25 protein-coding genes are annotated in these 21429 nt (G+C 61.2%); 17 read left to right on the top strand and 8 right to left on the bottom strand.

Annotated elements, in window-relative coordinates:
* Window positions 1-3: 3 nt before the first annotated feature.
* Window positions 4-264, bottom strand: coding sequence for a hypothetical protein (locus tag H597_RS30475; RefSeq protein WP_035373771.1), 261 nt, complete (start codon window positions 262-264; stop codon window positions 4-6).
* Between the two features lie 89 nt (window positions 265-353).
* Between H597_RS30475 and H597_RS0110650 the strand changes: the two genes are divergently transcribed.
* Window positions 354-1211, top strand: coding sequence for a DUF3667 domain-containing protein (locus H597_RS0110650; protein WP_028102126.1), 858 nt, complete (start codon window positions 354-356; stop codon window positions 1209-1211).
* Here H597_RS0110650 and H597_RS0110645 read toward each other — a convergent pair.
* The 4 genes from H597_RS0110645 to H597_RS0110625 form a co-directional block, all read right to left on the bottom strand.
* Complete coding sequence (locus H597_RS0110645) at window positions 1195-1860, bottom strand: alpha/beta fold hydrolase (protein WP_229632144.1); 666 nt, start codon at window positions 1858-1860, stop codon at window positions 1195-1197. The two genes, H597_RS0110650 and H597_RS0110645, sit on opposite strands and share 17 nt — an antisense overlap.
* 5 nt (window positions 1861-1865) lie before the next feature.
* Window positions 1866-2273 (bottom strand): LPXTG cell wall anchor domain-containing protein, encoded by a 408-nt coding sequence (locus tag H597_RS0110640; RefSeq protein WP_035373769.1) that lies wholly within the window; start codon window positions 2271-2273, stop codon window positions 1866-1868.
* A 1-nt stretch (window position 2274) separates the two neighbouring features.
* A complete protein-coding gene (locus H597_RS0110635; RefSeq protein WP_154668045.1) occupies window positions 2275-2709 on the bottom strand; it encodes a hypothetical protein in 435 nt (144 codons plus the stop codon).
* Window positions 2710-2925: 216 nt separating this feature from the next.
* Entirely contained in the window at window positions 2926-3303 is a 378-nt protein-coding gene (locus H597_RS0110625; protein ID WP_028102122.1) for a VOC family protein, read from the bottom strand.
* Window positions 3304-3441: 138 nt separating this feature from the next.
* Between H597_RS0110625 and H597_RS0110620 the strand changes: the two genes are divergently transcribed.
* The 9 genes from H597_RS0110620 (at window position 3442) to H597_RS0110575 (ending at window position 13229) form a co-directional block, all read left to right on the top strand.
* Complete coding sequence (locus tag H597_RS0110620; RefSeq protein WP_028102121.1) at window positions 3442-4341, top strand: NAD kinase; 900 nt, start codon at window positions 3442-3444, stop codon at window positions 4339-4341.
* Window positions 4341-5987 (top strand): DNA repair protein RecN, encoded by a 1647-nt coding sequence (recN, locus tag H597_RS0110615; RefSeq protein WP_028102120.1) that lies wholly within the window; start codon window positions 4341-4343, stop codon window positions 5985-5987. The genes H597_RS0110620 and recN overlap by 1 nt, the downstream gene beginning before the upstream one ends.
* Before the next feature lie 90 nt (window positions 5988-6077).
* Window positions 6078-7130 (top strand): ferrochelatase, encoded by a 1053-nt coding sequence (hemH, locus tag H597_RS30470; protein ID WP_051293682.1) that lies wholly within the window; start codon window positions 6078-6080, stop codon window positions 7128-7130.
* A gap of 395 nt (window positions 7131-7525) precedes the next feature.
* Complete coding sequence (grpE, locus tag H597_RS0110600) at window positions 7526-8071, top strand: nucleotide exchange factor GrpE (protein WP_028102119.1); 546 nt, start codon at window positions 7526-7528, stop codon at window positions 8069-8071.
* A 70-nt stretch (window positions 8072-8141) separates the two neighbouring features.
* Complete coding sequence (gene dnaK, locus H597_RS0110595; RefSeq protein ID WP_028102118.1) at window positions 8142-10085, top strand: molecular chaperone DnaK; 1944 nt, start codon at window positions 8142-8144, stop codon at window positions 10083-10085.
* Window positions 10086-10169: 84 nt separating this feature from the next.
* Window positions 10170-11294 (top strand): molecular chaperone DnaJ, encoded by a 1125-nt coding sequence (gene dnaJ / locus H597_RS0110590; RefSeq protein ID WP_028102117.1) that lies wholly within the window; start codon window positions 10170-10172, stop codon window positions 11292-11294.
* 5 nt (window positions 11295-11299) lie between these two features.
* Window positions 11300-11956, top strand: a complete 657-nt coding sequence (locus H597_RS0110585; RefSeq protein ID WP_028102116.1) for a carbonic anhydrase — start codon at window positions 11300-11302, stop codon at window positions 11954-11956.
* Entirely contained in the window at window positions 11957-12862 is a 906-nt protein-coding gene (locus H597_RS30465; RefSeq protein ID WP_154668044.1) for a tetratricopeptide repeat protein, read from the top strand. It begins immediately after the preceding gene.
* Window positions 12863-12953: 91 nt separating this feature from the next.
* Window positions 12954-13229 carry a hypothetical protein gene (locus tag H597_RS0110575; protein ID WP_028102115.1) on the top strand — a complete coding sequence of 92 codons (276 nt, stop codon included), beginning with the start codon at window positions 12954-12956 and terminating at the stop codon, window positions 13227-13229.
* 114 nt (window positions 13230-13343) lie between these two features.
* On the opposite strand, the gene H597_RS0110570 is transcribed toward H597_RS0110575, so the two are convergent.
* The gene (locus H597_RS0110570; RefSeq protein WP_028102114.1) at window positions 13344-14252 is read right to left on the bottom strand and encodes an alpha/beta fold hydrolase; all 909 of its coding nucleotides are present in this window, start codon (window positions 14250-14252) and stop codon (window positions 13344-13346) included.
* 66 nt (window positions 14253-14318) lie between these two features.
* On the opposite strand from H597_RS0110570, the gene H597_RS30460 reads away from it, so the two are divergent.
* From H597_RS30460 to H597_RS0110555, 3 genes are read left to right on the top strand one after another with little or no spacing between them, the layout of a single operon-like run.
* Window positions 14319-15773 carry a flavin-containing monooxygenase gene (locus H597_RS30460; protein ID WP_051293680.1) on the top strand — a complete coding sequence of 485 codons (1455 nt, stop codon included), beginning with the start codon at window positions 14319-14321 and terminating at the stop codon, window positions 15771-15773.
* Window positions 15774-15784: 11 nt separating this feature from the next.
* Window positions 15785-16675, top strand: coding sequence for a beta propeller repeat protein (locus H597_RS30455; RefSeq protein ID WP_051293679.1), 891 nt, complete (start codon window positions 15785-15787; stop codon window positions 16673-16675).
* Window positions 16632-16949, top strand: a complete 318-nt coding sequence (locus H597_RS0110555) for a hypothetical protein (protein ID WP_154668043.1) — start codon at window positions 16632-16634, stop codon at window positions 16947-16949. The genes H597_RS30455 and H597_RS0110555 overlap by 44 nt, the downstream gene beginning before the upstream one ends.
* A 20-nt stretch (window positions 16950-16969) precedes the next feature.
* Here the strand turns inward: H597_RS0110555 and H597_RS0110550 are convergent, their stop codons facing one another.
* Window positions 16970-17977 carry a hypothetical protein gene (locus H597_RS0110550; protein ID WP_028102112.1) on the bottom strand — a complete coding sequence of 336 codons (1008 nt, stop codon included), beginning with the start codon at window positions 17975-17977 and terminating at the stop codon, window positions 16970-16972.
* Window positions 17978-18079: 102 nt separating this feature from the next.
* Between H597_RS0110550 and H597_RS0110545 the strand changes: the two genes are divergently transcribed.
* Together H597_RS0110545 and H597_RS35685 are read left to right on the top strand one after the other, a co-directional pair.
* Window positions 18080-18670 carry a UdgX family uracil-DNA binding protein gene (locus tag H597_RS0110545; protein ID WP_028102111.1) on the top strand — a complete coding sequence of 197 codons (591 nt, stop codon included), beginning with the start codon at window positions 18080-18082 and terminating at the stop codon, window positions 18668-18670.
* Between the two features lie 64 nt (window positions 18671-18734).
* Entirely contained in the window at window positions 18735-19469 is a 735-nt protein-coding gene (locus H597_RS35685; RefSeq protein WP_211232031.1) for a pilin, read from the top strand.
* 60 nt (window positions 19470-19529) lie between these two features.
* Here H597_RS35685 and H597_RS0110535 read toward each other — a convergent pair whose 3' ends face one another.
* Window positions 19530-20141 (bottom strand): DUF2238 domain-containing protein, encoded by a 612-nt coding sequence (locus tag H597_RS0110535; RefSeq protein WP_035373764.1) that lies wholly within the window; start codon window positions 20139-20141, stop codon window positions 19530-19532.
* Between the two features lie 85 nt (window positions 20142-20226).
* On the opposite strand from H597_RS0110535, the gene H597_RS0110530 reads away from it, so the two are divergent.
* Both H597_RS0110530 and H597_RS0110525 read left to right on the top strand, forming a co-directional pair.
* On the top strand, window positions 20227-20781 hold the full coding sequence (locus H597_RS0110530; protein ID WP_028102109.1) for a TauD/TfdA dioxygenase family protein: 555 nt from the start codon (window positions 20227-20229) through the stop codon (window positions 20779-20781).
* Window positions 20782-20811: 30 nt separating this feature from the next.
* Complete coding sequence (locus H597_RS0110525) at window positions 20812-21405, top strand: ANTAR domain-containing response regulator (protein WP_028102108.1); 594 nt, start codon at window positions 20812-20814, stop codon at window positions 21403-21405.
* Window positions 21406-21429 lie beyond the last annotated feature (24 nt).

Below are 21429 nucleotides of genomic sequence, written 5' to 3'. Positions count from 1 at the left end.
CCCTCAATCGCGTTTGGTGCCGGGCAGGGGATTGGCTTTCGACTCGCCGTCGGCATGCGGCTTTTGCAAGCCGGGTTTGCCGTGCAGGTCGGTGTCGACCAGCCCCTGCTCGATATCTTCGGCCGCCTGGCGGATCACGCTGCGCGCCGTCTGCTGCGACTGACCCTGCGGCGACTCGTCGCGCTCATGCGGCAGGCGCTTGCCGCCGCTGCGGTCCACGGGCGCTTGCGTATTGACCTTGCGGTCCTTGCTGTTCGGTTCCATGGTGTCGTCCTCCTGAATCCATGGTAGCGAAGCCACGCGCCAGCGGTCGCCAGCTTGAATAGAAGCAATTCCACCGGTAGCATTGCAGAATGATTAATGCCCTCGACCATACCTGCCGCAACTGCGGCGCCACCACGACCGGCAATTTCTGCCATATGTGCGGCCAGGAGACCCGCCTGCATGCGCCCAGCTTGGGCGAGTTCCTGCACGAATTCATCGGCCACTATGTCGCGCTGGAAGGGCGTTTGTGGGGCAGCATCACGCGGCTGCTGTTCCGTCCCGGTCTGCTGACCACGGAATACCTGGCGGGCCGCCGCAAGCGCTATGTGGAGCCCCTGCGGCTGTACCTGTCGCTCAGCATCATCTTCTTCGCCGTGCTGAAGTTCAGCGATGCGGAGGTGGTCACGCTGGATTCGGCGCATGAGCCGCCGGCAGCCGTGCACCAGGCTGCGCCCGCAAAAGCAGCGCCGCCATCCGCCGACAGCAAGCTGGAAGAAGTGATGCAGCATGAAGCGCCCGGCGTTTTCCATTCCTTCGACCGCTTCAGCAAGATGGGGGACCGCGAGAAGAGCGCTGTGCTGCAAACCGGTTTCTACAAATATGCGCCGTACGCGATCTTCCTGCTGATGCCGCTGTTTGCCTTATGGCTCAAGCTGCTCTATCTGGGAACCGGCAAGAAGTACGGTGAGCACCTGCTGTTTGCTCTGCATACCAATGCGTTCGCCTTCATCATGCTGGGCATTTTCATGTTCCTGCCGGAGGGCTTCGTGAAATTCGTCGCCTTCTGCTGGGTGACGGGCTACCTGCCGTGGGCCATGCAAAGGGTCTACCAGAAAGGCAAATGGGGTACGCTCTGGCGCTGGATCCTGCTGGGCGTACTGCACGGCATTTCGCTCGGCGTGGCAATCCTGGGCGTCATGGCGCTGGGGATTATCTCAGCGCATTAAGCCGAACAAAGGCCGCGACTTCCCGGGCGGCCTGATGCGGCGCCATTTGCAGCAGGAAGTGTGAAGTGTCGAATACTTCCACCTTCGTTGCGGGCTTGATTTGTGCGATCAGGTTCCCGGCGGCGCGCGGCACCAGCCAGTCGCGCTTCGCCTGCAGGTAAAGGATCGGCGCCTCGCAGGCCTTGAGCAGGTCGCAGGCATCGACCGCCAACACGTTACGCAGCCTGGCGCGCAAGGCCGATGCTGTCACCTGGCGTAGGGAGCGTTTGAATGCGGCGCGCATTGCCGGCCCTACCAGCATGCCCGCCGGAAGCGCTTTGACGGGGGCGAAGGAAATCAGCGGCTTCAGGGCCGCCAGCGCAGGCCTTGGATTGCGGGCAAAGGTGCTGCACAAGATCAGCCCTCGCAACTGGCCCGGCGCCGCTGCCGCGATTGCAATCGCGATCGGTCCAGAGAACGACTCGCCCAGCAGAACATAAGGCCGGTCCAGTGGGACCGCTGCGCGGGCAATCGCCTCCAGCTCTGTGTATCCGCCGCAATGCTCGCCTGGATAGGTCACGATCCGCACATCGAATTCGCCGTCAAGCGCGGCGACGAAGGGAGCAAACAGCTCGCCCGTCCCGTCCATTCCGGGCAAGAGCAGGAGCACCGGTTTCAAGTGAGTTTGCCGTGGCGGTGCAGCCATATGCAATAGAGCGTCATTGCCACTGTTACCGCCAATACCGGGAGTTCCGGCGCATTGCTGGTGAGGACGACAAGCTTCCAGCAGGCTGAGGCCAGGTAAATGCCGAACGCGTATGTTGCGGCTTTCCGCATGAAGAAGAGCAGCAGTCCGGCGAGGAGCAGCACCAGGGGGAAGAGCAGGCCGGCAATGAAGGCGGCGGGAGACTGGTTTCCTGTGGCGACGAGGTAATAATACCGGTCCCAGCTGCTGCATACGAGAACGAGGACGAGCACGGCCTGCAGCGTGCACCAGGCGGTCACCAGATAAACCGGAACCGGGCGTTTGGGGCGTTCAGCGGTGAATTCGGTACGCGGCGGAGCGTAGTTGTTTTCGGGCACGTTAATAGTCGAACTTGGTGCTGCGGGTATTCCTGGTTTGGCGCCGAGTGCGTTCCGCGGCCTGGCGGGCCTCGGATTCGGCGCGCTGGCGCTGGCGCGCATCTTCCGCCGCTTGCGCCTTGGCGGCGCGTTCAGCATACACGGAGTCGAGGCGGCGCTGCGATTCAAAGCGCTCGCTGATGTTCTGGAAGTGAATGGCTTGCTGGGCGAGTGCGACCAGCCAGGCAATCGCCAACGCCCACAGCACCAGGGTGTAGAGGGATTGCCAGGTGCCGAACGAGGTTTCCAGCAAGGGGCGCGACTGTGCCAGCGCACTCTGGCCGACAAAGGCCAGCAAGCCCGCCATGACACCCAGCGCCACCGTGCCAAGCAGCTGGCGTTTGGCCGCCTGACGCAACTGGCTGAGCTCGAATTGTTCTTCTGATACGGAATCCATGGTGCCGCCGGACAATCTCCCAAGACTTTGGATTGTACAACATGCTTGCCATGAGGAAAGTGGCTTCTGGCCTGGGGTTGAGGCGGATCAGTAACGTGATCCTAACTTGCATAGGCGTGGTGGAAAGCGATTTTGCCCGGCTCAGGAAGTTCGGAATCGTCAAGCTGGTGACCGAATCCGGCCGAAAAGTGGTCCGCCTGCAGCTGGGCCAGTTCCTTACTCCGCAGCAATCGGCTGCCACAACTCGATCTTATTCCCGTCCGGATCGATAAACCAGCCGAAGCGGCCATAGTCGAAGGATTGGACATCACCCACCAGGGTGCCGCCACCGTCGACAATCTGCTTGAGCGCGCCGTCCAGGTCGTCGACGATAAGGTTGATCATGAATTCGCGCTTGGAGGGGGCGAAATAGGAAGTCGTGCTCTTGAACGGGCTGAATAACGTGGCGCCATTGTTCGGCATCGTGGCGGGCGCGAACGAGGCGTACTCCTTGGATTCGTCCGGCAAGCCCAGGCATGCCTGGTACCAGGCCATCAGCGCTTGTGGATCCTTCGATTTGAAGAAGATCCCGCCAATGCCCAATGCTTTTGCCATTCCAGTCTCCCTTGATATATACTGTGCAAACGTACAGTATTTTCAGCGTATCGGCCATTGTTGCAATGCATGGCATGAGCAAGCATTATGGGTTACTCTGCTGCGTGTTGCCACCCCCATATTTTGACCGAGATTGATATGTCCGTTACGCCTCCGTTGTACAACACGATAGCCCTGGTTGTTCGCGCCAATACCACCGGCATCGAGGAGCCGGTGCGCGATGTCATCGAATTCCTGAAGCAGGGCGGCTACAGCGTGGTGCTGGAGACGGATACGGCCGAGCATCTTGGTATCACCGACATCCCTTCCATGAGCGTGCAGGGCATCGGCGAGCGCGCTGACGCGGTGGTGGTGATGGGCGGCGACGGCACCATGCTGGGCATTGCGCGCCAACTGGCTTCCTACGATACGCCGCTGATCGGCATCAACCAGGGCCGCCTCGGCTTCATGACCGACATCCGCCAGGAAGACATGCTGCCCGTGCTGGGCCGCATCCTGGGCGGCACCCACAAGGCCGAGCGCCGCACCCTGCTGGAAGGGCGCGTCATGCGCGAGGGAAAGGCGATCTTCTACGGCACCGCCGTCAACGACGTGGTGGTGTCGCGCGGCGCCGGCGCCGGCATGGTGGAGCTGAGTGTCGACGTCGATCACCAGTTCATGTACAACCAGCGTTCGGACGGCCTGATCATCTCCACCCCGACCGGCTCCACGGCCTATGCGCTGTCGGCCGGCGGCCCGCTGCTGCACCCGACGCTGGGCGGCATCGTCATGGTGCCGATTGCACCGCACGCGCTGTCCAACCGCCCGATCGTACTGCCCGATTCCAGCGAGATCGTGATCGAGATCAAGCGCGGCAAGGACACCACGGTCAACTTTGACATGCAGACGTTCGCCAGTCTGGCGAACGGCGACCAGATCCATATCCGTCTGTCGCCGCACACCATCACCTTCCTGCATCCGGAAGGCTGGAGCTACTACAACACCCTGCGCGAAAAGCTGCACTGGAACGAATACCCCTCTACTGACGGCAAAATCTGATGCTTCGAACCCTGTCCATCCGCGATTTCGTTATTGTCGATTCGATTGAACTGGAATTTTCCCCTGGCTTCACAGTCTTCACCGGCGAAACCGGTGCCGGTAAATCCATCCTGATTGATGCACTGACGCTGGCGCTGGGTGGCCGGGGCGATGGCAGCATGGTGCGCGAAGGCGCGGCCAAGGCCGACATCACCGCCGACTTTGCGCCGACTGCGCAAGCGCAGGCCTGGCTGGCGGCGAACGAGTTTGCGGTGGAAGAGGGCGGCGCCTTGCTGCGCCGTGTGATCGACAATGCCGGCCGTTCAAAAGCCTACATCAACGGCGTGGCCGCGACGGCGGGGCAGCTGCGGGAGCTGGGCGATATGCTGGTGGATATCCATGGCCAGCATGCGCACCAGTCGCTGTTGAAAACCGAATCCCAGCGCGAACTGCTGGACAGCCAGTGCGGTTCGAATGTGCGTGAAGTGACGGCCGCCTACCGATCCTGGCGCGCGCTGTCGAAGCAGCTGGAGGAATACGAGGCCAATGCTGCCAATCTGCAGTTCGAACGCGAACGGCTGGAATGGCAGGTGGCTGAACTTGACAAGCTGGCGCCGAAAAAGGGCGAGTGGGCGGAGATCGGCAATGAGCATTCGCGCCTGTCGCATGCGGCCAGCCTGCTGGAAGGCGCGCAGGAAGCGCTGGGTGTGCTGTCGGAGGCGGAAGAGCATCCGGTGCTGTCGCAAGTCACGACCATCGGTTCGCGGCTTGGCAAACTCGTGTCGGTCGACGCGGAACTGCAGCCGGTTGTCGAAATGCTCGAATCGGCGCGTATCCAGCTGCAGGAATCGGTGTACGCGCTGAATAACTACATGGACCGCGTGGAACTTGATCCCGAGCGCCTGCGGCAAGTGGATGCGCGCATGGAAGCGCTGCATTCCGCTTCGCGCAAGTTCCGCGTGCCGGCCGATGAATTGCCGGACGAGCACGAACGCTTGTCGGAGAAACTGGCGCAGTTGGCCGATGCCGCCGACCTGGAAGGCTTGCGCAAGCAGGAGGAAAAGCTGAAGGCCGCTTACCTGGTGCTGGCGTCCGAGCTGTCTGAAACGCGCGCTTCGGCATCCAAGGCGCTGTCGGCTGCTGTCACGCAGGGGATGCAGGAGTTGAGCATGTCCGGCGGGCGCTTCGAGATTGCACTGCGCCCGTGCGAGCCGACCGCTTACGGCGTCGAACAGGTGGAATTCCTGGTGGCCGGCCATGCCGGGGTGGCGCCTCGTCCGCTTGCCAAAGTGGCTTCCGGGGGCGAACTCGCGCGTATTTCGCTGGCGATTTCGGTGATCACGTCGAATGCGACGACGGTGCCGACGCTGATCTTCGATGAGGTCGACAGCGGCATCGGCGGCGGCGTAGCGGAAGTGGTGGGCCGCCTGCTGAAGCGCCTGGGACAGGAGCGACAGGTGCTGTGCGTGACGCACTTGCCGCAGGTCGCCAGCCAGGGCAACCAGCATTTCCAGGTGGCGAAGGGGCCGGCGGAACACGGCCGCACCGCGTCGCGTATTGAAGTGCTGGACCAGAAAGCGCGTATCGAAGAAGTGGCGCGCATGCTGGGCGGGCTGGAAATCACCGCCACCACGCGCAAGCATGCGCGCGAGTTGCTGGCTTCGTGAGGAAGCCGCTCAACCGGGCTCCGACCCAGGGGGCAGACCCTGTCCTACCGGGTTTATAATGACGCGCCCACAAAAACAACAGAATCCAAGATGCCGTTCGCCAAAGAACCTCCGTACCAGCCAGGCTCCCCTTCCAGAACCGCGGTGGTCCTGGTCAATCTCGGCACCCCTGACGAACCGACGCCCAGCGCCGTCCGCCGCTACCTGAAGGAATTCCTGTCCGACCCGCGCGTGGTCGAAATCCCGAAGGCGGTCTGGTGGTTCATCCTGAATGGCATCATCCTGCCGTTCCGCTCCAAGCAGTCGGCGGCGAAATACGCGTCGATCTGGACCAGCGACGGCTCGCCCCTGAAGAGCAACACCCAGGCGCAAGCCAAGCTGCTGCGCGGTCTGCTCGGCGAGCGCGGCCACGACGATGTCACGGTGGCCATGGCCATGCGCTACGGCTCCCCGTCCCTGCCGGAAGTGCTGGGCAAGCTGAAAGCCCAGGGCCACGACCGCATCCTGATCCTGCCCGCCTACCCGCAATACTCCGGCACCACCACGGCCTCGGTCAACGACGCCGTCTTCGACCATTACAAGACCGTGCGCAACCAGCCCGAACTGCGTTTCGTGCGCGATTACCATGATCATGAAGGGTATGTAGACGCGCTGAGGAAAACCGTCCTGGCCCATTGGCAGACGCATGGCCGCGGCGACAAGCTGGTGATGAGCTTCCATGGCGTACCCAAGCGCACCATCGACCTGGACGACAGCTACCAGCGCGAGTGCATGCGGACCGCGCGCCTGCTGGCGGAGCGGCTGCGCCTCGACGAAAACGAGTACTTGGTGACTTTCCAGTCGCGCTTCGGCAAGGCTGAGTGGCTACAACCCTACACCGCCCCGACTGTGGCGCAACTGGCGAAAGACGGCCTGCGCAAGCTGGACGTGATCTGCCCCGGCTTCACCAGCGATTGTCTGGAAACCCTGGAAGAAATCGCCATGGAAGTGAAGCACGACTTCCTGTCCAACGGCGGCAAGGAGTTCAATTACATCCCCTGCCTGAACAGTCACCCGGCGTGGATCGCCGCCCTGACTGAGGTTGCCGAACAACACATGATCGGTTGGCCGACCAGGAAGTCCATGCGCAAAGTGCGCAGTTAAATGCCAGCGCGCGTTGTTAGCACTTGCGGGTGGTGAGTGCTAACCTGCTAAAATAACTGGTTAGGGAAAGAGTTCGCTGAAGACGATCACCGCGGTGGCAAGAAAGCTCCAGGCGATGATCGATGCTGTTATAAAGGGCAACTTCATGATGCGCTCCGAGGGACGCGGCGTCCAGGCGCCGCATAGATTCATCTTAGTCAAAACCCCCGGTGTGCGTATCTGCGAGCTTTGTAAAATTTGTAACTCTGCCGTTACATCATGCGTCCCGCCGGCGTGCGCCGGGCCTTTGCACAGAGGGGCAGAATGCCCCTTGAAAAGATAGGGTTAAACCCCATTTCTTGCTCGTGCATTCAGCAACTGATGTTAAATAAACACGAATTTGTAGGAGTCTTTAGATGCAAGACCAGGAAAACCAGCCAAGCCAGAACCCGGAAGTGGAACAGGCAGAAGAGCAATCGACTCCAGCCGAAACGCCCGCAATGACCGACCTGGAAGCGCAACTGTCCGCGACCGAAGCGAAACTGGCCGAAATGCACGACGCTTTCATGCGTGCCAAGGCCGAGAGCGAGAACATCCGCCGCCGGGCGCAGGAAGACGTCTCCAAGGCGCACAAGTTTGCCGTTGAAAGCTTTGCCGAAGCCATGGTGCCGGTCAAAGACAGCCTGGAAATGGCGCTGAAAGTCGAAAACCCGACCTTGGAATCGCTGAAGGAAGGCGTCGAAATGACCCTGAAGCAGCTGAATTCCGCCTTCGAGCGCAACCGTCTGGTGGAAGTGATGCCGGCGGCCGGCGAAAAGCTGGACCCGAACAAACACCAGGCCGTGGCCATGGTGCCTGCCGAGCAGGAAGCGAACACTGTGGTCACCGTGCTGCAAAAGGGTTACATGATTGCGGACCGCCTGCTGCGCCCCGCCATCGTGACGGCTGCCCAGCCAAAGTAAGCACTTGAAAAGAAACACAAATTCCACATATAAGAAGTAATTAAACTTAGTACACAAGGAAGAACAAATCATGGGCAAAATTATCGGTATTGACCTGGGCACCACCAACTCCTGCGTTGCCATCATGGAAAATGGCGCGCCGAAGGTCATCGAGAATGCGGAAGGCGCGCGTACCACCCCTTCCATCATCGCCTACCAAGAAGACGGCGAAATCCTGGTTGGCGCACCTGCCAAGCGCCAGGCGGTGACTAACCCGAAGAACACCCTGTTCGCAGTGAAGCGCCTGATCGGCCGTAAGTTCCAGGAGAAGGAAGTCCAGAAGGACATCTCCCTGATGCCTTACGAAATCATGAAGGCCGACAACGGCGACGCCTGGATTGGTGTGCGCGACAAGAAGCTGGCGCCTCCGCAAATCTCGGCGGAAGTGCTGCGCAAGATGAAGAAGACCGCGGAAGACTATCTGGGCGAAGAAGTGACCGAAGCGGTCATCACCGTGCCAGCCTACTTCAACGACTCGCAGCGCCAGGCAACCAAGGACGCCGGCCGTATCGCCGGCCTGGAAGTCAAGCGCATCATCAATGAACCGACCGCAGCCGCACTGGCATTCGGCCTGGACAAGACCGACAAGGGCGACCGCAAGATCGCCGTGTATGACCTGGGCGGCGGCACCTTCGACGTGTCGATCATCGAAATCGCCGACGTGGACGGCGAGAAGCAGTTCGAAGTGCTGTCGACCAACGGCGACACCTTCCTGGGCGGCGAAGACTTCGACCAGCGCGTGATTGACCACATCATCGAAGAGTTCAAGAAGATCAACGGCCTGGATCTGAAGAAGGATCCAATCGCCCTGCAGCGTATCAAGGCCTCGGCCGAGCGCGCGAAGATCGAACTGTCCTCCTCGCAGCAGACCGAAATCAACGAGCCTTACATCGCCATGGCGAACGGCGCGCCAGTCCACTTGAACCTGAAGATGACCCGCGCCAAGCTGGAGTCCCTGGTTGAGGAACTGATCACCGCCACCATCGAGCCTTGCCGCACCGCGATCAAGGACGCTGGCGTGAAAGTGTCCGACATCGACGACATCATCCTGGTCGGCGGCATGACCCGTATGCCTAAGGTGCAGGAAAAAGTGAAAGAGTTCTTCGGCAAGGATCCACGCAAGGACGTGAACCCTGACGAAGCCGTGGCCGTCGGCGCCGCGATCCAGGGCGCAGTCCTGTCGGGCGACCGCAAAGACCTGCTGCTGCTGGACGTGACCCCGCTGTCCCTGGGTATCGAAACCCTGGGCGGCGTGATGACCAAGATGATCCACAAGAACACCACGATTCCTACCAAGTTCTCGCAAGTGTTCTCCACCGCCGACGACAACCAGCCGGCCGTGACCATCAAGGTATACCAGGGCGAGCGTGAAATCGCAGCGGGCAACAAGGGCCTGGGCGAATTCAACCTGGAAGGCATCCCGCCGGCAGCACGCGGCACCCCGCAGATCGAAGTGACCTTCGACATCGACGCCAACGGCATCCTGCACGTGGGCGCGAAAGACAAGGCCACCGGCAAGGAAAACAAGATCACCATCAAGGCGAACTCCGGCCTGTCCGAAGAGGAAATCCAGAAGATGGTGAAGGACGCCGAGCTGAACGCCGAAGAAGACAAGAAGCTGAAGGAACTGGCCGAATCCCGCAACCAGGCCGACGCGCTGGTGCACTCGACCAAGAAATCCCTCGGCGAGTACGGCGACAAGCTGGAAGGCGGCGAAAAAGAGAAGATCGAAGCTGCGATCAGCGCGCTGGAAGCCACCATCAAGGACGGCGACAAGGCAGCGATCGACGCCAAAGTGGCAGCACTGTCCGAAGCTTCGCAGAAGCTGGGCGAAAAGATGTACGCTGACATGCAGGCGCAGCAAGGCGCGGCCGGTGCTGAAGGCGCCGCCGGCGCCGGTGCCCACGCCGAGTCCAAGCCTGCCCAGGACGACGTGGTCGACGCCGACTTCAAGGAAGTCAAAGACAGCAAGTAAGCTTCACACCCGGTCAACGACTGACCTGCCGAGCCGAGCATCCAAAAGGGGCTCGCTCGGCTTTTTCGCATAAATTGGTACACCATGGCAAAGCGTGATTTTTACGAGATCCTCGGGGTCGCTAAGAACTCGTCCGATGACGAAATCAAGAAGGCCTATCGCAAACTCGCGATGAAATATCATCCGGACCGCAATCCGGATAACAAAGAGGCTGAGGAAAAGTTCAAGGAGGTCAAAGAGGCCTACGAGATGCTGACCAACCCGGAGAAGCGCGAAGCGTACGACCGTTATGGTCACGCCGGCGTCGACCCGAATATGGGGGCGGGCGGCGGTGGCGGCTTCGGCGGCTTTGGCGACGCCTTCGGCGACATCTTCGGCGACATTTTCGGCGGCGGCGGTCGCGGCCGCTCTTCCGGCCCGCAGGTTTACCGCGGCGCCGACCTGCGCTACAACCTGGAAATCACCCTGGAGCAGGCCGCCCACGGCTTCGACACCACGATTCGCGTGCCGAGCTGGGACAAGTGCGACACCTGCCACGGTTCGGGCGCCAAGCCGGGCACCTCACCGGTCACCTGCGGCACTTGCGGCGGCCACGGCCAGGTTCGCATGCAGCAGGGCTTCTTCAGCATCCAGCAGACCTGCCCCAAGTGCCACGGCACCGGCAAGATCATTCCCGAGCCGTGCACCTCGTGCTCCGGCGCGGGCCGCATCAAGCGCAACAAGACGCTGGAAGTGAAGATCCCGGTCGGTATCGACAACGGCATGCGCATCCGCTCGACCGGCAACGGCGAGCCGGGCACCAATGGCGGCCCGCCGGGCGATCTGTATGTGGAAATCCACATCAAGCAGCACCCGGTGTTCCAGCGCGAAGGCGACGACCTGCATTGCGAAATGCCGATCAGCTTCGCCAAGGCGGCGCTGGGCGGCGAAATCGAAGTGCCGACACTGGATGGTAAAGTGTCGTTCACCGTGCCGGAAGGCACGCAGTCCGGCAAGACCTTCCGCCTCAAGGGCAAGGGCATCAAGGGCGTTCGTTCCGGTTACCCGGGCGACCTGTTCTGCCATGTCGCCGTTGAGACCCCGGTCAAACTGACCGATAAGCAGAAGGATCTGCTGCGCGAATTCGAGCGTTCCACCACCGAGGGTGGTGCGAAGCATAGCCCACAGACCAAGTCCTTCATGGACAAGGTCAAAGACTTCTTCGAGTGAATGATATGAGCGATGATGTACTGAAGCACCTGCTGGATAACAACCGTAAATGGGCCGAGGCGAAAGTTGCCGCCGACCCGGACTACTTCCGCAACCTGTCGATGGTGGGGCCGGAATACCTGTGGATCGGCTGCTCCGATTCGCGCGTACCGGCGAACGAACTGCTTGGCCTGCCGCCTGGCAAAGTGTTCGTGCACCGTAACATCGCCAATGTGGTGGTGCACTCGGACCTGAATTCCCTCTCGGTGCTGCAGTTCGCCACCGAAGTGCTGAAGGTGAAGCACGTGATCATCGTCGGCCATTACGGCTGCAAGGGCGTGCACACCGCGCTGACCGGCGGCCGTGTGGGTCTGGTGGACAATTGGCTGCGCCATGTGCAGGACGTCGCTCAGAAACACGAGCGCTACCTGGGCTCCGCGCTGGCCGATGTGGCCAAGCAGAGCGAGCGCCTGTGCGAATTGAACGTGGTGGAGCAGGTGGCCAACGTCTGCTCGACGACCATCGTGCAGGACGCCTGGGACCGCGGCCAGGAACTGACGGTGCACGGTTTCGTGTACGGCCTGAAGGACGGCCTGCTGCACGATCTGGGCATGAATGTCAGCTCGCAGGCGGAATTGCAGCCTTGCATTGACGCGCGACTGGCGGATTACGCCAACCGGTAAATGCTTCCCAAGGCCCGCGCAAGCGGGCTTTTTCAATTCTGGCGCTTGCCGATTCAGATTGGCGCCGCGCCGGAACGCGCGTATGGGCAGGTCACATGGGGTGGAATTGCATGTACACTTTCGTGCATGTTCAAATTGCTATCCTCCTTCTTCTCCTCCTTTGGTGCAGCGCGGGCCAAGGCCGTGCGAAACTTCCAGCCCAGCGAGCAGCTTCTCGTGAAGGTGGGGGACGTGCTTGTCCAGCCGATGGCCGATGGCGGCTCATGGTCGGCCCTCAAGATCTTTGCAATCGAAGGCGCAACGGCACACTACCTGACATACGAGCCGAGCGCGAAGAAGCCGACGCTTGACTCGCTGGTGCAGGCAGCCGTACGCATGGCACACGCGCAGCGTGACGTTGCTTCGCTGGCGGACGGCTGGGAGCTGGCCGGTAATCAGGCCGCCACGGCGCGCGAGCTGCAAGGCCTGAAATACATGGATTTCGAACGCTATGTGCGGCTGACGGGGCAGGATGCCGCCGCCATCATGCACAGCGCCGAAGAGCATTACACGCGCGCCGGCACACATGCAGCCGAGGGCCGGCGTATCGAGGCAATCAACGAGTATGGCAAGGCCATCGAGCTTTATCCCACCTACGCCGATGCGCTGGATCAGCGGGCCTTCGCTTTCATGGAACTGGGCCTGCATCAGCAAGCGCTGCGCGACCTGGATGAATCGCTTTACATCAATCCCGAGGGGATGTCGGCATTCTTCTGCAAAGGCGAATGCTTGATGAAGCTCGGGCACCTTGACGAGGCGGAGGCAATCTTCATCGAAGGCCAGGAGCGCTTCCCCGAGCATGCCACGCAGTTCAACGAATTCCTCAAGCGGACGCGCGCGTTTGCACTGACCGGCCGCCCGGCCTAAAACATCAAGCGGCGAACAAGAGGATAGCCTTGTCGTGCGTACTAAAGACTTGAGCTACCGCTCACACTAATCATGGAAGCTTGTTTTGGAAATGAAGACGCAAACAATTGAAACCGCTCGAATCATGAGGGATGGTGCCATCGACGCAATGGCTGCGTTGAATGCTGCCGTGGAGCTGGCACTCGTTGACTTGCCTCAAGAGCGAGCTGCGGAGCTAAAACACGCGACTGGCGATGCAATGGGCGAGATCTGCGAAAAGATCATCTTTCCGGCAATTCGAGCTTTCCCAGAACTGGAACTCGATCAAGCAGGCTGGTCAGAAGTTGCCCGGACGCGCGCCCGTGCGCGTTCAAGCTTGAATGAGTAGATGGCCTGCTCCACAGCCTATTGCCGAAGCCTCAAACCGCCTCGGAAGGGAAGGCCCTTTCTCGTAGTTTGGAGCGTGCAACAGTGCAATTCAAAATATGCACCGCCGTACCGGTCAGGATACGTCTGAACCAATGGACTGTTGAAACTCGAGAAAGTCGCGCGCCGCTCGGCGCGTCGACTCCAGCATCGGCAAATGGCCGATACCTTCCATCATGATCAAGCGCGCATTCGGCAACAGCGCCTTGGTCGCAGGCGCGCCTTTCGGACTGAGGATGCGGTCTTCCGTACCCCACACGATCAGGGCCGGCGTATCGATCGGGCCGCGCAGGTGCGGCGATGCATGCAGCTCTTTCATGAGCGCACAGTGCAGCGTGTAATCCGCCACGGCGCGCCGCGCCAGCACGTGTTTCAGGCTATAAGGGAAGTAGGGCGCTTTTGCCATGCAGGCGGCCATCATCGTATCGAACGCGCCTGGCTCCGGCACCAGGAGGGGCATGCCATTGCCGGCCAGGTATTGCCGGAAGGCCGGTGAATCAAGCGTTTCCTCTGTGCCTGCGGGAGCGAGCAGCCACAGGCTCTTCACCTGTTCGGGATGGCGTGAGGCATATTCCGCGGAAATGAATCCCCCCATCGAATTGCCACCCATGTGGAAGCGCTGCACGCCCAGTTCGGCCATGAAGGTACGCAGGTTCTCGACCTGGGTCGCCATGTCGTGCTTTGCATTGGGATCGCGCCGCGCGTCGCCAAAGCCGGGCAAGTCAGGAATGATCACCCGGTAGTGTGGAACCAGCAACCGCGCGATGCGGGTGAAGTTGTCCTTGTCGCCGGCGAATCCATGCACCAGCAGCAGTACTTCGCTGCCGCAGCCGCCTTCGAGATACGGTAATGATCCCTGCTTTGCCACCAGGCCGGAACGCTTGCGCTCCAGTGCCAATGCCGCGCGCGCCAGTGGCGCTGGCAGTAGCCGGTCTGCCGCCGCCAGGGCCAGCACCGCGCCACCCAATGCATACAAGAAGAACATCCCGCCTCCGTATTGACTTGTTATTAATGCAAAATTATAGTCTGCCAGAACATTCAGGGGGCGGCGATGGAATACGATGTGGTGATCGTGGGCAGCGGCTTCGGCGGCCTATGCAGCGCAATCAAGCTGAAGGAAGCCGGTATCGACAATTTCGTCATTCTGGAAAAGGATGAAGTGTTCGGCGGCACCTGGCGCGTCAACACCTATCCCGGTGCCGCATGCGACATCCCCAGCCACCTGTACTCATTTTCCTTTGCGCAGAACGCGCGCTGGAGCCGCCTGTTCCCACGCCAGGACGAGCTGCTTGAATATACGCTGGGCGTGGTGCGCGACTACGGCCTTGAGCCGCACCTGCGGCTTGGAACAGCGCTGCGCTCAGCGCAGTTCGACGAGGCCGCCGGCCGCTGGCGCATCTCCACCAGCAAGGGGGAAATGACGGCGCGCACGGTGATCTTCGCCATCGGCCTGCTGGGCCGCCCCAGTACGCCGCAATTTGCAGGTGCCGAGCGATTCCGTGGCCAGAGCTTCCACTCCGCGCAATGGGACCACAGCATTGACCTGCGCGGCAAGCGCGTGGCGGTGGTTGGCAGCGGCGCCAGCGCCGTGCAGTTCGTCCCCGAGATCCAGCCGCTGGTACGGCAATTGGATCATTACCAGCGCACCGCGCATTGGGTGCTGCCGCGTCCGGACCGTGCCGTGACGCGTATCGAGCAATGGCTGCTGCAACGCGTACGCCCCTTGCAGCTCCTGTTCCGGGCCAAGCACTATGTGCAGTTCGAATCGCGCGTGGTGATGTTCATTTTCCTGCCGATGCTCGCGAAGTTCATGGAATGGCAGGCGCTGCGCCATTTGAAGCGGCAGGTCGCCGACCCGCAGCTAAGGGACAAGCTGACGCCCAACTACACCCTGGGATGCAAGCGCGTGCTGCTGACGAATGACTACTACCCTGCGCTGGCGCAGCCGAATGTGGCGGTACTGAAGGACGGCATCCGCGAAATATGCGAACACGGTATCGTCACCGGCAGCGGCGAGGAGCGTCCTGTTGATGTGATCATTTACGCCACCGGTTTCGATGTCGAACATGCCTACGGCCCGATCGAGCTGCGCGGGCGCGGCGGCTGCAGCTTTGCGCAAGCGCTGGAGGAGGGGGCCGGCGCCTACAAGGGCGCCACTGTGGCAGGCTTTCCCAACTTTTTCATGATTACCGGACCGAACACCCTGTTGGGCCACAATTCCATGATCTATATGATCGAATCCGGCGTGCGATACGCGGTGGACGGTGTGCGTCGCGTGCTGCGCGGCGGCCTGCATTCGCTCGAGGTGCGGCCGCAGGTGCAGGCGGCCTACAACCAGGAGTTGCAGCGCAAACTCAAACGTACGGTATGGCACACCGGCTGCAACAGCTGGTACCTCGACTCACGCGGCCGCAACCTGGTGATCTGGCCGGGCTTCACCTTCCATTACCGCCATCTCACCAGGCGTTTTGATATTGGCAGTTACATCGCGCGGCGCGCGGCATGAGGGCGGGAGGGATGTTGCCTGCAGCATTAATCACAAACGTATTCATCGACCGCGAGACATGGCCTACCAGGCTGGTTGCGATCTATCTGGATGAAACGTCGCGCGTGGTCGACGGCGTTCGCCAGCATGTCGGCGAGCAGCTGTTGACGGGCATGGCGTTGCCGGTGGTGGGCGTGTCGCGCGCGCCCTTTCCTCGCCCGGGCGGCCTGGTGGCGGCAAAGAACATGGACGGCGATGCCTGGCCGCTTGGCGGCGGCAACGGGCCGATGGAGCATATCGCCCCCGGCAAATGGCCGCACCCCGAGAAGCTGAAGTGCATCAATGGCTTTACCTACGCCGTCGGCGCCGGCCGCTCCATCTACAAGCGTACGGGCGTCGGCCAATGGCAGGCGATGCAAAGCGGTTTGCCCAAAGTGGAGTCCACCAACAAGCAGGGCTTCTGCGACATCGACGCATTTTCCGAGTCGGACATGTATGCGGTCGGCGGCCATGGCGATGTCTGGCAGTTCGATGGCGTATCGTGGAGGCAAATGGGCTTCCCAAGCCACGTACAGCTGGCCACCGTTACCTGCGCGGGCGACGGCAACGTGTACATCTCGGGCGAGGGCGGCAGCCTGTGGGTGGGGCGGAAATCGACCTGGACGCGCATCTATCAGGGTGGCTCAAGCATCATGTGGAACGATGTGCTACGGTTCCAGGATCGGCTCTGGTTGGCCTCCGACTACCAATTCTGCACCTGGAACGGCAACGAGCTGGAACCTGTGACGCACCAGGGCGAGCGCGTGCCGATGTCTGGGCATATGGATGCCCACGACGGGCTGCTTGCCATTGCAAGCCTCGAATATGTCATGGCTTTCGATGGCAGCGCATGGCGAAGAATGGTGGCGCCATATTTCGAATGATGTAGATGATCGGTCAATCTGTCAGCATACTCCGCTGCTCGTGCGTCAGGCCGAGGAAGTGCCCTTCTACTGGTCGCAGCTGGGGCTTGAAAAATATGCGCATTTCAGCCGTATGCTTGATGTGCACCTGGAAGGACTGTCGGTAGCGTCGACCGATGGTTTGCAACAGGTTCTCGCCGGGCTGCAGCGCTGGAGATGGCGCTTTGCGCAAGCCGGTCCGGGCGGCGACCTGGCCGACCCGGGCGTCTGGAAAAATCTGGTGAAGGAAAATTAGCTGGCTTGATGCCGCGCCGGTCAGGTGGTGGCGTCGCGCGCGGACAAGTGCCGGCTCATGGCCGGGCTCATGAACTGCGACGGTATCTCCGCAGCCAAAAGCTGCGGCTTGTCCAGCGCGAGGAAGCAGTCCTCGTATTCCCGCTGCAAGTCGAACTGCATCGGCAATTGCAGCAGGCTCTTTGGAGACAGCTTGAATGCAGCCAGGCGCACCGGCGCGGTCAGTTGCCTGGCCGGGATTTTAGCCAGCAGTTCATGCACTTCGGCGCGTTGCAGGGGACACTCCGGTGCGAGCAGCATCAGGTACATGTCTTCGTTGCGTAGTTCCTTCGGCAGTTTGGCGACGCGGGTGAAATCGCGCCACACTACGTCGCGCCATTCTTCCTTTGTCTGCGGTGTCTCCAAGGTGGATAGCTTGCGCCCCTGCCGCAAGCCCTCCAGCACTACGTCCAGGGACAAGGGCGTATTCTTCAGCAGTTTCTTGAGCGGGGCGGGCAGGCGCTTGTCGTCATCGGCATCGCGGCATTGGGACATGTCGATGTAGAGATGCTTGCTGCGGCCCTGCTTCCCACGCTGGTCAACGGCATGGTCGTCATTGACCAAGGCCTGGGCAATGATCTCGCCATGGACGATCAGTTCACCGTGGTTGTAGTGGGCATATACCACCTCTTCCACCACAAGGTCGCCGCCCACCCTGATGTAGGCGCCGCCGCAACTGGCCTGCCGCGCGTGTAATGCGCCGGAGACCAGCAGCAGCGGGGCGGAATCGCCATCGGCGTTGATCAGCGCGCCGCTGATGTGCAAGCTTCCGTCAATGCATAAACCGCGGATACTTTTACCGCCTGCCGTCGCTGTTACGGCTGGTAGGGAGATGATGGCGCCATCGTCCCAGCCGGCATTCCAGTCCAGTGCAAGGTCGCCATCGAGATGAAGGTCGCCAGCGTGCAAAAGCATGGTGTCCGATTCTTCCACCCATGAAGGAATCGAGAATGCTGTGCGGAGTTCTCCGCTCGTCTTCAGGCTGAACATGAATGCTCCAGGAATGCAGAATCCCGCAATGTAGCACGGCGGCGCGGGGAGTCATCCTGCACATCGTGCGCCACCTGGCCCGGTGCTTCGTACAATGGTCGGATGAAAGAAAAGCCGGACGCGCAACACCCAGCCACGCTGGACGAGTGCCGCCGCTGCGATTTGTGGCGCAATGCCACCCAGCCGGTAGGCGGGCAAGGCGCGCGCCATGTGAAGCTGATGCTGGTGGGCGAGCAGCCCGGCGACCAGGAAGATCTGGCCGGAAAACCCTTCGTCGGCCCAGCTGGCGCGCTGCTTGACGACGCCTTGGAAGCTGCCGGTATCGATCGGCGCGAAGTCTACGTCACCAACGCCGTCAAGCATTTCAAATGGGAGCTGCGCGGCAAGCGGCGCATGCACAAGACTCCTGCACAGAAGGAGGTCGCGGCTTGCCATTACTGGCTCGAGGCCGAGCTGGAGAGCGTGGCGCCCGTCGTAGTCGTAGCCCTTGGCGCGACGGCCTTGAAATCCGTCCTGCAAAACAGCAGCGCCGCATTGAAAGATTACATGGACCAGCCGGTCGAACGGAATGGCCGCTGGATAGTCGCCACCTACCACCCGGCATACGCCCTGCGCCTACCCGACAGCGAAGCACGAGCTGCGGCTCGCCAGGCCATTGTCGACGCCTTGCTGGAAGCCAAGCGTTTCCTCTAATTGATTGTTTTTGCGGCAATTGGTTGCTATTGTGGCGATCTATTTTTAACTGCGCAGGAACATCATGGGAAATGAGACCGGTAACTTTTACGCAGCGCCATTGGCGGCGTATGAGGTGGAAGATGGCGAAAACACATCGGGAATGGGCAAGTTCTATCCAGCTCCGCCCGAGGTGGCCGGCTGGTCGTGGGGAGCATTTTTCTTTAGCTGGATTTGGGCAATCGGCAATCGGACCTGGATTGGGCTGCTGGCGTTGTTCCCCTACCTGGGGTTCATCATGGCGATCGTGCTCGGCGTAAAGGGGCGTGAATGGGCGTGGCAAAACAAGCGCTGGGACAGCATTGAGCACTTCAACCGCGTGCAGCGGCTCTGGAGTATCTGGGCCGCCTGTCTGGTCCTGGGATTCGGGGGGCTTGGTATCGTAGCTGCTATCGCCATACCTGCATATTCGGACTATGTGGGGCGTGGACGTACCAATGAGGCGTATCTGTACTCGCAACGCGTTGCGGCAAATGTCGGCGACTACATCAAGGAAAACCACGCGCTGCCTGCCGACCTGGCGGCTGCCGACGTGTCGAACCAGTTTCCGGAAGCGATTGCCAATATCGTTTTGAACCAGGATACCGCCCAGCTTGAGATCACGATGGGCCGCGGCGGCCTCCAGGGCAAGGCCTTCTACCTGTCGCCAAGCGCCGACAAGGATGGAAATATTTCCTGGCGCTGCCTGCATGGCGAGATTCGCCAGTCAGTCCTGCCGAAGGAATGCCGCTATAGCGCGGCCGATCCATTCCACTTGTAAGCATCGGAACGGTTGTCACAGGGGGCAGTGTTGGCTGGCCCCTGTTCACTTGAGTATTAGTTATCCGCGCGCATGCAACTGCCGGTCATGCAGGCCGGTCAGCGATAGCAGGGCACACACACTGCCGATCAAGGCCATGAACATGTCCGACTGGGTATCCCACGGGTCACCCTGGGTCCCCAGGAATTCATCGGCCCCCTGGCCCATCGCCACAGCGGCGCCCCATTCGATCAGCTCATAGCTCGCGCTGATCGCCAGCACAATGCAAATCACAATGAAGGCCAGCATCTTGCCGCGCGGGAGGTAGCCCTTGCGCAGCAGGACTTCGCGCGCCACCATGGCCGGCACAAATCCTTGTGCAAAATGGCCGATCTTGTCGTAAGGGTTGCGCGATAGACCGAACCAGTGCTGCAGGTCGAAACCAAGTGGAACGCGCGCATAGGTATACGCGCCGCCTACCATCAGGATTACGCAATGCATGGCGATCAGCACATACAGCAGGTCCGTCAGGCGAAAGCTGCGATAGGTCGCCGCCATCAGTGGTAGGGCAATCAGCACCGGAGCGACTTCCATCCACCAGGTGGTGCGGTCATACGGCGCGATACCGGACCATGCCAGGGCGGCAAGGACGAAGACTGCCAGGGCGAGATGGAGCTTTGGGATGTTGTACATGCCGATCCTATGCTGTGCGAAAAGCGCATATTAATATCAAAAACAATTCGTTTCCAACGCGGGTGGCGGCGCCTAGACTGCTCGGATGAACTGGCCGCATTTCGACATCCGCATTCTCGACGCGCCCCTCGGCGCGGAAGTCATCGGCTTCAGCTTGGCGCACGACCGGGACGACAACAATACCGACCGCCTGCAATCGGCCTTGCTCGATCACCATTTGCTGGTCTTCCGCGGCCAGCAGGTCACGCCGCGCTTGCAGCGCGATGCCGGCCATCGCCTGGCCGCGCAATCGCTGGCGCCGCACGGTGAAGCCGCCTTGTTCTCCAACCTGCAGATGGCGTACGACACGCTGACTCTTGGCTTGCGGCGCCTCGTCCATAGCGCGCGGGTGTTGCAGGAAGGCGCCGCCGGAGCGCTGCCGCTGGTGCGCCTGTACCCGGAAACGGGCCGCCGTGCCCTCGTGGTGCCTGACCCGGCAGCCACGCGCGTGGTGGGGGCAAGCGATGCCGAAAGCAAGGAGCTGCTGCAGGAACTGCATGCCCACGCCACGCGCCCACAGCACCTGTATCGCCATTCCTGGCTGCCGGATGATCTATTGTTCTGGGACCAGCACAGCCTCATGCAGGTTGCCGTGGACTGAAGCTGGCGCGGTTCTTGCTGCAGGGGAGGCATGAGCCGCAATCTACGCATCGTTTTGATCCATCCGCCGCATGAAAGTGAGGCGCGTGCCCATGCCTTGTGCAGCGGTTTGGCGGAGGCCGGGTACGATCTGGTGGCTTCGCTGGCGGCCGACTTCCACCTGGCGGAACATATCCTTCGCCTGCAACCCGACATGATCATTGTCGATGCCGAATCGGATGCGCGTGACGTGCTCGAACATATCGTCATCGCCACCCGCGACGAACGCCGCCCCATCGTCATGTTCACAGAAGACGACAAGGCCGATTCCATGGAAGCCGCAATGGCGGCCGGGGTTTCCGCCTATGTGGTGGCCGGTTTGCAGCCGGAGCGCATCAAGCCCGTGCTGAATGTCGCCATGGCGCGCTTCAGGCGCGAACAGAAGCTTCTGGACGAACTGGAAGTCGCCCGCCTCAAGCTGGCCGAGCGCAAGCTGATCGACCGCGCCAAGGGCATTTTCATGGCGCGCCAGGGACTGACCGAGGAGCAGGCATTCCAAAAATTGCGTAGCATGGCCATGAACAAGAACCTGAAGCTGGGGGAGCTGGCCCAGCGTATCCTGGACGCGGAGGATTTGCTCGGCTGACGCACCGTCGTGGTGCGAGCCGGG

It is taken from the genome of Pseudoduganella violaceinigra DSM 15887, from assembly GCF_000425385.1.
GTDB lineage: Bacteria > Pseudomonadota > Gammaproteobacteria > Burkholderiales > Burkholderiaceae_D > Rugamonas > Rugamonas violaceinigra.
This window is presented reverse-complemented; position numbering and strand designations above follow the sequence as displayed.